The organism is Pseudoduganella rivuli, assembly GCF_009674485.1.
GTDB lineage: Bacteria > Pseudomonadota > Gammaproteobacteria > Burkholderiales > Burkholderiaceae_D > Rugamonas > Rugamonas rivuli_B.
The window spans coordinates 1-270 of the sequence record NZ_WKJJ01000079.1 but is presented as its reverse complement, the minus strand read 5'-3'; the positions used below and the strand labels follow the sequence as shown (position 1 = coordinate 270).

Sequence of the window (270 nt, the reverse complement as noted above, 5' to 3'; positions counted from 1 at the left end):
TAACGAAGCGAACGCGGCGAACTGAAACATCTAAGTAGCTGCAGGAAAAGAAATCAACCGAGATTCCCAAAGTAGTGGCGAGCGAAATGGGAAGAGCCTGTACGTGATAGTTGAGCTGATAGTGGAAGCTTCTGGAAATAAGCGCCATAGAGGGTGATAGCCCCTTACACGAAATCAGTTCAGTGGTACTAAGCGTACGACAAGTAGGGCGGGACACGAGAAATCCTGTCTGAACATGGGGGGACCATCCTCCAAGGCTAAATACTCGTA

The 270-nt window shown here is 48.9% G+C and carries 1 rRNA gene; it reads left to right on the top strand.

The window, feature by feature from the left end:
- Positions 1 to 269, top strand: a 23S ribosomal RNA gene (locus tag GJ700_RS34800); the annotation flags it as partial.
- Position 270: the final 1 nt, after the last annotated feature.